This window comes from uncultured Amphritea sp., from assembly GCF_937127095.1.
Classification (GTDB): Bacteria; Pseudomonadota; Gammaproteobacteria; order Pseudomonadales; family Balneatricaceae; genus Amphritea.
On record NZ_CAKZLP010000023.1, the window covers coordinates 1 to 7006 of the forward strand.

Sequence of the window (7006 nt, forward strand, 5' to 3'; positions counted from 1 at the left end):
ACTGTTTTTCCGGCAATGGTTTCCTGACTAATAGGTAACGCAAGATCCACACCCCAATCTAACAGCACCTGGAAGAGCAGATCTTCCGGTGTTCGATCCTCTCGGATATTGCTAGCCTGGCTGAACAAATCATCCTGGCTAACTTCGTCGGGCGCATAATAGATATCCTTCATATTTGAGCTATCGATCTTAAACACTCGAAAGCCAATATCGAGGCTTTGGACGCTTGGCTTATTTATATTTTCTGCTTTGATCTTTTTCCCAGAACGTCGAATACGTTCTCTGCCTATCTCTGCAATAGTCGCATAACCTGCTTTAAATGCTTCGCTTTTAGCACCACAAGTTTCAGGCAGCTGCACCATTATATGACGACGCTCTCCCCCGTCATCTGCATTTAACGCCATAACGGCATGCGCACTTGTTGCTGAACCTGAGAAAAAATCAAGTACGATAGAATCACGTTTGTTACCACACCCTATTTCTACCAGCTTTGAGATTAAATCTACCGGTTTTGGAAATTGTATTAACACTTTATCATCGAAAATTTTTCGAATGTCATCTGTACCCTTTTGAGTGTATATACCATCTATAATGGAGAAAGGCTTCTCCCCTCTCTCTATACCGTTTTCATCTTTCAAATATTGCTTGTAATTAACGGTCTGTTTTTCTCCAGAACCAATAAATTCGAGCTCTCCGTTTTCCAGGGCTTTAATAACGCGGGCCTTACTCCATAGCCATTGTCGCTTGGGCTGTATTTCATGTCCATCCGGCGCAGGGATTCCGTATACCAAATTAGGTCGTGAATCCATGCTTTTTGTCGCTTCAAGCGGTTTAAGCCTATATGGGCCTCGTAATTCATGATGTTGATCTTTATGCTTGTAGTATCTGGTTATTTTTGCCGGGTCATACCTGAGGGAGAAGTTATCTAAATTACTTATTACCTTCGTATAAAGTAGGATGTATTCATGTTGAGTTACGGCATATCGCTCTTTTGGACCGCCACCATAGCTTTTTTTCCATATGAAGTTTTCAATAAAGTTATCCTCACCAAATATTTCATCACATATTTTTTTCATATTAACGACTTCATTTTCGTCAATAGAAATAAAAATCACCCCGTCATCAGCTAACAAGTTCCTTGACAGCCTTAGCCGTGAGTACATCATAGTTAACCAGTCAGAATGGAATCTACCATTCGATTCTGAGTTAGTGACCAGACGATCCCCTTCCTCATCAAGCTGGTCTGATTTTAACAAATAGCTCTTTGATTCCATTTTGAAATCGTCTTCATATATAAAATCATTGCCTGTATTGTAAGGAGGGTCGATATATATCATCTTAACTTTATTGAGGTAGGTTTCCTGTAGCAGCTTTAGCGCATCAAGGTTGTCCCCTTCGATATAAAGATTTTTAGTAGTGTCGAAATCGACACTCTCTTCACGGCAAGGACGTAAGGTTTTAGAGATAGGTGCATTAGCTGTCAGCAGCGCCTCTCGCTTACCAGGCCAGTTTAGTTGATAACGTTCTTGCGGGCCTTCTACAACAGTATTGGAGAGCTCTTGGCGTAATTGGTCGAAATCGACTGACTGTTTGAGGGTGCCATCCTTGCTCAGACTTTCGGTGACACAATTGGGAAAGAGTTCGGCTAGTTTAGCGATATTTTCAGCCGTGATGTCAGGCGTATGCAGCTTCAATTTGTCCATGATGTTCTCTAATCGGTGTTTCAGGCGGTCAGTTTGGCCAATTCCTGCTGGATGGTACGGATTTGAGCGTTGATGTCTACCTTGCGGTTAAACTGCTTTTCGTTATGCAGCTTCATCTCCAACTTCCGGTATTCATTCTGCTTCTTCTGTATCTGAGCATACCTATGTATTTGAGAGCTCAAAGTCTCACCCACTTGTGGTGCTGTCGGTATCATCGATCGCAGTATTTGCTCATAAAGGCTACCCAGATTCAGGGCGGTCGGTAACGGAATGCGCTCAGTGTTATCACTTAGCCATGGGTAACTCAGATACTCATCAACGACCCACTTGTTAGCATCCGCATCATTGGGTCGTTTATAGGCAGCGGTAAGTTTAATCTGACTCTGATAATGAAGTTCATAGAGTATCGGAAAAGGCACAGCCTGATCTATGCAGCGCAACACCTCATTCTTCAAATCAGGCGTTTTCAGATGAATTTCGAAGATTTGTATCTCCGGCACACTGCGCCGTGCTGGCAGATTGACCGTTTCGGGCGCAAGTTTGTACTTCCAGATAATTTTCTCTATCTGGGTAACGAAGCGCTCTTTCAATGCGCTACCAAGCCTAGCATGCTGATAGATTTTATTTTTGGGCAACACCTTTCCAAACAAGGCCTGCTTTGGATATTGGTAGAGAACGCCACTCATAACGCCCCCTGAACCACAACAAACGCAATTAACTCAAAATCATCGAGGCCATGGATGGTATGGGTCAATGCCGACGTACGACCACTGCTAAACAGGCTGTCGAGATCCTTATCTTCCTTCAGCTCCATCATTGAATGAATCGCCTGATCTAACAGGTCTGAATAGGCCTGCATATCACGGCCATCGTTAGTGGCTTGGTTAAAATACTGATAGTAAGGCTGGATAGGTTGAGTTTTACCTTTACAAGCGGTCCGTACAATATCCAGTAGTCGTTTCACTTCGGTATGGTCGCTAATCACTGTGCCATCGTTACCGATATAGATGAGATAGAAGGGGTGTAGTCGGTTCAGTTGGTTGATATTTACACCCTGGTTACGGTTTCGCAGGGTAAAAATCACACCGGGCTGAAGGCCTTTCTCAGGGTTTGCAGGAACCACTGTATGCATGCCATTAGGGACGTTCGACAGATCGCCATTCGCTTTAACGTAGTTAAGTAGATCCATGCGAAAATCGTTGAGACCGAGATCGGTAATTGATACGCCGGTTTTCAGGTCTTCCATATCGATGACTTCTTCCTGCAGTCGCCGTAGCTGCTCTTTCCGATAAGAGACATCGTTAGCTTCAGCACTGAGTACATTGTCATCACCTGTGGCAGTTACATCAGCAATCACCATCCGGTTTTCAACCCGCTCTTTCAGGTTGATGTACTCGTCTAACGTGATGTCCGGCCAGTAGTTCACCAGTTGTATGCTGGCATTGAGCGAGCCGATACGATCAATCCGACCAAAACGCTGAATTATTCGCACAGGATTCCAATGGATATCGTAGTTGATCAGGTAATCACAGTCCTGCAGGTTCTGGCCCTCAGAGATACAGTCCGTACCGATAAGAATCTCAATCTCACGGAGCTCATTCGGCATGGTAACAGCCTTCTCCTTTGAGCGAGGTGAGAATAACGTCAATAACTCTTGATAGTCATAGCCCGTTCCCAAGGTTGATTTTGGTGTGCTTGTGCCAGTCACTTTACCTGTGTGTATATTGCGATTTTTCAGCATATGAGGCGCAATATTCTCATAGAGGTAGTCTGCAGTATCGGCAAAAGCAGTGAAAATAAGCACCTTTTTATTACCGGGATTTATCGGGGAGGCCAACTTACTTTCGATCTGAGTTTTAAGGTGCTGCAGCTTTGTATCATCGGCTGGAGATACTTTATGCATCTCAATGAGTAGTGTGTCGATAACTTCAAGATCGGCCTCTAAGTCATGCTGCCAAGAGGGCAGATCCATATCAGACAGGCTAATCTTAATCTTACTACCAATGGTCATATCATCCAGATCAGGAAAGTCATCCTCCCCTGGTTCGAGATCTGAAAATGCCGTAGCCATATCAGCAAAGCTGACATCGATCCCTGCTTGCTGATACTGGCTAATTTTCTCAAGGATTTGTTGGTGCTTGTCTTTTAGCTTCTGCAGCGTTAATCGGAAGGACTGCACAGAGCTTTCCAATCGTTTTAGCAAATTTGTGGTCATTAGCGCTTGAAGACTTCGTTCTCGGTCAACTTGCTTTAGCTTGCCCTTACCTCCTCCAACCTCGGTATCATAAAGATCTTCATACTTACTTAACCGGCTCGCCAGGATGTAGCTAACTGGCGCGTATACTGGTAGTTTCAGAATAGAAAGATGCGCAAATATCTCGTTAAATCCGATGACATCATTTCGCTGAGTTAGCGCACAGTGATAAGACAATGGCTTACGACGTTCTGGAAAAGTACCTATATCGCTGGTGTCATAAAAAGTTTCTATATGTTTACGTGAGCGAGCGATGGTGACGCTATCAAGCAGCTCAAAGAAATCAAAGTCGAGAGCGCTGAGGATGGCACTGGCAGTTCGCTCTTCTGCGGGTAAAGTCGACCAAGCATTAAAAGCGGTTTGGGCACGACGGAATATCTCGTCTATATCTTTCTCTGTGCGCAGTTTTTTACCGAGAATATCAGACTCACCTTCGTAAGCGAGGGCTAACTGGTTGCGCAGATCACTGAAGTGATTATTAACCGGAGTTGCTGATAGCATCAGCACCTTAGTTTTAACCCCATCTTTAATAACCGCGTTCATCAGCCGCTGGTAGCGAGTTTCCTTATCCTTATAAACGTCATTATTGCGGAAGTTATGGGATTCATCGATGACAACCAGATCATAGTTGCCCCAGTTAATGCGATTCAACGGTGTACCGAATGATTCACCACTGGTACGGAGCAAATCGGTATGACAAAGAACATCATAATTAAAGCGATCTTTAGCGAACATATTCGTTTTAAGATTGCGATTATAGTTGAGCCAGTTATCCGCGAGTTTCTTCGGGCACAGTACGAGCACAGAACGGTTGCGCAGCTCGTAATACTTAATAACCGCTAAGGAAGTAAAGGTCTTACCCAGGCCGACACTATCCGCCAGGATACAGCCGTTGTAAGTTTCCAGTTTATTGATGATGCCGGTCGCAGCATCTCTCTGAAAGTTGAAGGCCTTTTGCCAGATCAGACTGTCCTGGTAACCGGTCAAGTCATTGGGTAGCACATCTTCGCTAATATCCTCTAGGAATTCGTTGAAGATGTTATATAGCAACAGAAAGTAGATACGCTCCGGCGAGTTCTCTTGATATACGGAAGCGATATGTTCACACAGCCTTTCGGTGACATCTTCCAGTTTTTCGTCATCGACCCAGATCTGTTCGAACAAAGAAATGTACTTATTTGCGAGCGTAGGTTCGTCCATTTTATTAACAAAGTTGGAAACAGCATCACCCTGCTGGTAGCCGAGGTCTACTGCGGTAAAACCGTGAAGAGGTAGATACACCGTTTCAGACTTGCTACCCCGAATGGCAGCAAACTGCTGCATAGGAGCCTTGCCACTATTGGAGCGAAATATAGCCTTACGACGAATCCAACCGGCACACTCTTTGGCGATTGCTCGTTGATTCAGTTTATTTTTGAGCAGGATCTCAAACTCACTGCCGAAGAAACTCCGCTCACGCTCCGATTTAGGGATATGGAACTCTCGGCGTTCTTTTTTTACTTTGTCAGTGACTTCGTTGGGCACAAAGGTTGGAGAGGTGAAGATGAACTCTAAAGACTCTATCTTTTCCAGCTCAGACTTAAGAGCTTCGTAAGCGAAGATAGAAAAGCAGGAGGCCGCAATTTTGAGCTTTGCACCTGGCTTGATAGTCGCCTTAAGGTCTTCACCTAAGAGGTGGCTTATATTGTCTATTACTTCCATATGCGCCGAAATCCTGTCCTGAAGACTGTGGAGTGCTTTACAACTAACTACCATCCAGAGAGTGCCATGGCAGACACCTTAGTTAAAGATGTATAGCGAGCTAAAGTACATGTTTTGAGCATATCAGGGGCCTTAGAAAACACATAATTTAACCCCCATCACTCCAATTCACAAAATAATCACCTCTCCATCACTTCTTCACGCAGGAGCCATTTTTTATATTAATAGCTCATCTACGAGGAGCTATAACTCATGAGCAACAACCACAAAGCAAACCAGAGCAATGCTAACAAGGGGACTTCGGGCACAAACAAGGCTCACAAGAGCGTGCAGAATAACCGCAGCAACCAACTAAATCCGAACAACAGCCTTTATAAGGGCAAGAAATAAGGAGTAAGCTATGCCTGATACCTCAGATATGTCACAAGATGAGCTTGATGTTTGGTCTGATATCAACAACCCAAACAACGATGCCGATATGGATGACTGGGCTGATGTCCATAATCCGAACAATGATGACTGTTTAGGTGACTAAACAGTACCAAACGCTGGTGGCTTCTAGCCACCAGCGTTCTTTTTATGTGAGTGTTATGGAAGACAAACAGAATAAGCAAACATATCGTTATACAAAGCAATTAGTTCGCATTGCGCTTGATCAGGGATATACCCCTGCAGAAATACTTGTGAAGGCGGGCTTAAGTGAGAACTCAACAGCACAGTTCTCAAGGTGGCGAAATGGCAAGGCCTTAGCAAAGGTTCGACAGCTGCAGTACTTCATCAACCAGTATGAACACCTACTCAAACGTAAAATTGAGCACCTCTTCTATAGCATATCAGACAATGCGTTATCCTTTCGCAAACTGCATGGTGAAGTAGTACTGAAACATGTTGTCAGACATCAACCAGCTCAGGTAGGCAAGCGAGTGGTGCCCGTTGCGCTACTTCGAATGATATTGCTGAAAGAGGGTAATAAATACCACCTAGTGCACCAGGTAAGGGCTGGACTGACGGAGGACGGTAATTTTAATCCTGCACGTAACTTAAATGAGCTTATCCATAGTTCCAATGAAGACGCTAACTGGTCAAGTTACAAATACCAAACAGAGCTCTCTGCCGAAGAAGCGCTGGAAAGTGCTGATGACTTTATTCACCAACTAATAAGTGGGGAGAATGTAGCTAAAACCACGCTTAAAAACGAAGGCATTGCTCTTTCATTCATCATTCGACAGGCACTTCTCAAGCAAGGCCATCAGTGCAAATATATTGTTGACCTAGCAGACTGTCGGACTTAATCGAATAAAGCCTCTATGAGATAATCGCGCCACCCTGGCAACGACCGGATAACGAT

General features: G+C 44.3%; 5 protein-coding genes. 2 read left to right on the forward strand and 3 right to left on the reverse strand.

Translation table 11 applies throughout. From position 1 onward, the window contains the following. The 3 genes from Q0499_RS05850 to Q0499_RS05860 all read right to left on the reverse strand — a co-directional run. Positions 1-1703: site-specific DNA-methyltransferase (locus tag Q0499_RS05850; RefSeq protein WP_299197181.1), on the reverse strand; the 1703-nt coding region annotated here is incomplete at its 3' end. Between the two features lie 20 nt (positions 1704-1723). Further along, complete coding sequence (locus tag Q0499_RS05855) at positions 1724-2389, reverse strand: DUF4391 domain-containing protein (RefSeq protein ID WP_299197184.1); 666 nt, start codon at positions 2387-2389, stop codon at positions 1724-1726. After that, the gene (locus Q0499_RS05860) at positions 2386-5658 is read right to left on the reverse strand and encodes a helicase-related protein (protein ID WP_299197186.1); all 3273 of its coding nucleotides are present in this window, start codon (positions 5656-5658) and stop codon (positions 2386-2388) included. Before Q0499_RS05860 ends, Q0499_RS05855 begins: the two co-directional genes overlap by 4 nt. Positions 5659-6058: 400 nt before the next feature. Between Q0499_RS05860 and Q0499_RS05865 the strand changes: the two genes are divergently transcribed. Both Q0499_RS05865 and Q0499_RS05870 read left to right on the forward strand, forming a co-directional pair. Next, entirely contained in the window at positions 6059-6193 is a 135-nt protein-coding gene (locus Q0499_RS05865; protein WP_299197188.1) for a hypothetical protein, read from the forward strand. After that, entirely contained in the window at positions 6186-6950 is a 765-nt protein-coding gene (locus Q0499_RS05870; RefSeq protein WP_299197190.1) for a hypothetical protein, read from the forward strand. The genes Q0499_RS05865 and Q0499_RS05870 overlap by 8 nt, the downstream gene beginning before the upstream one ends. The last annotated feature ends 56 nt before the right edge of the window (positions 6951-7006 follow it).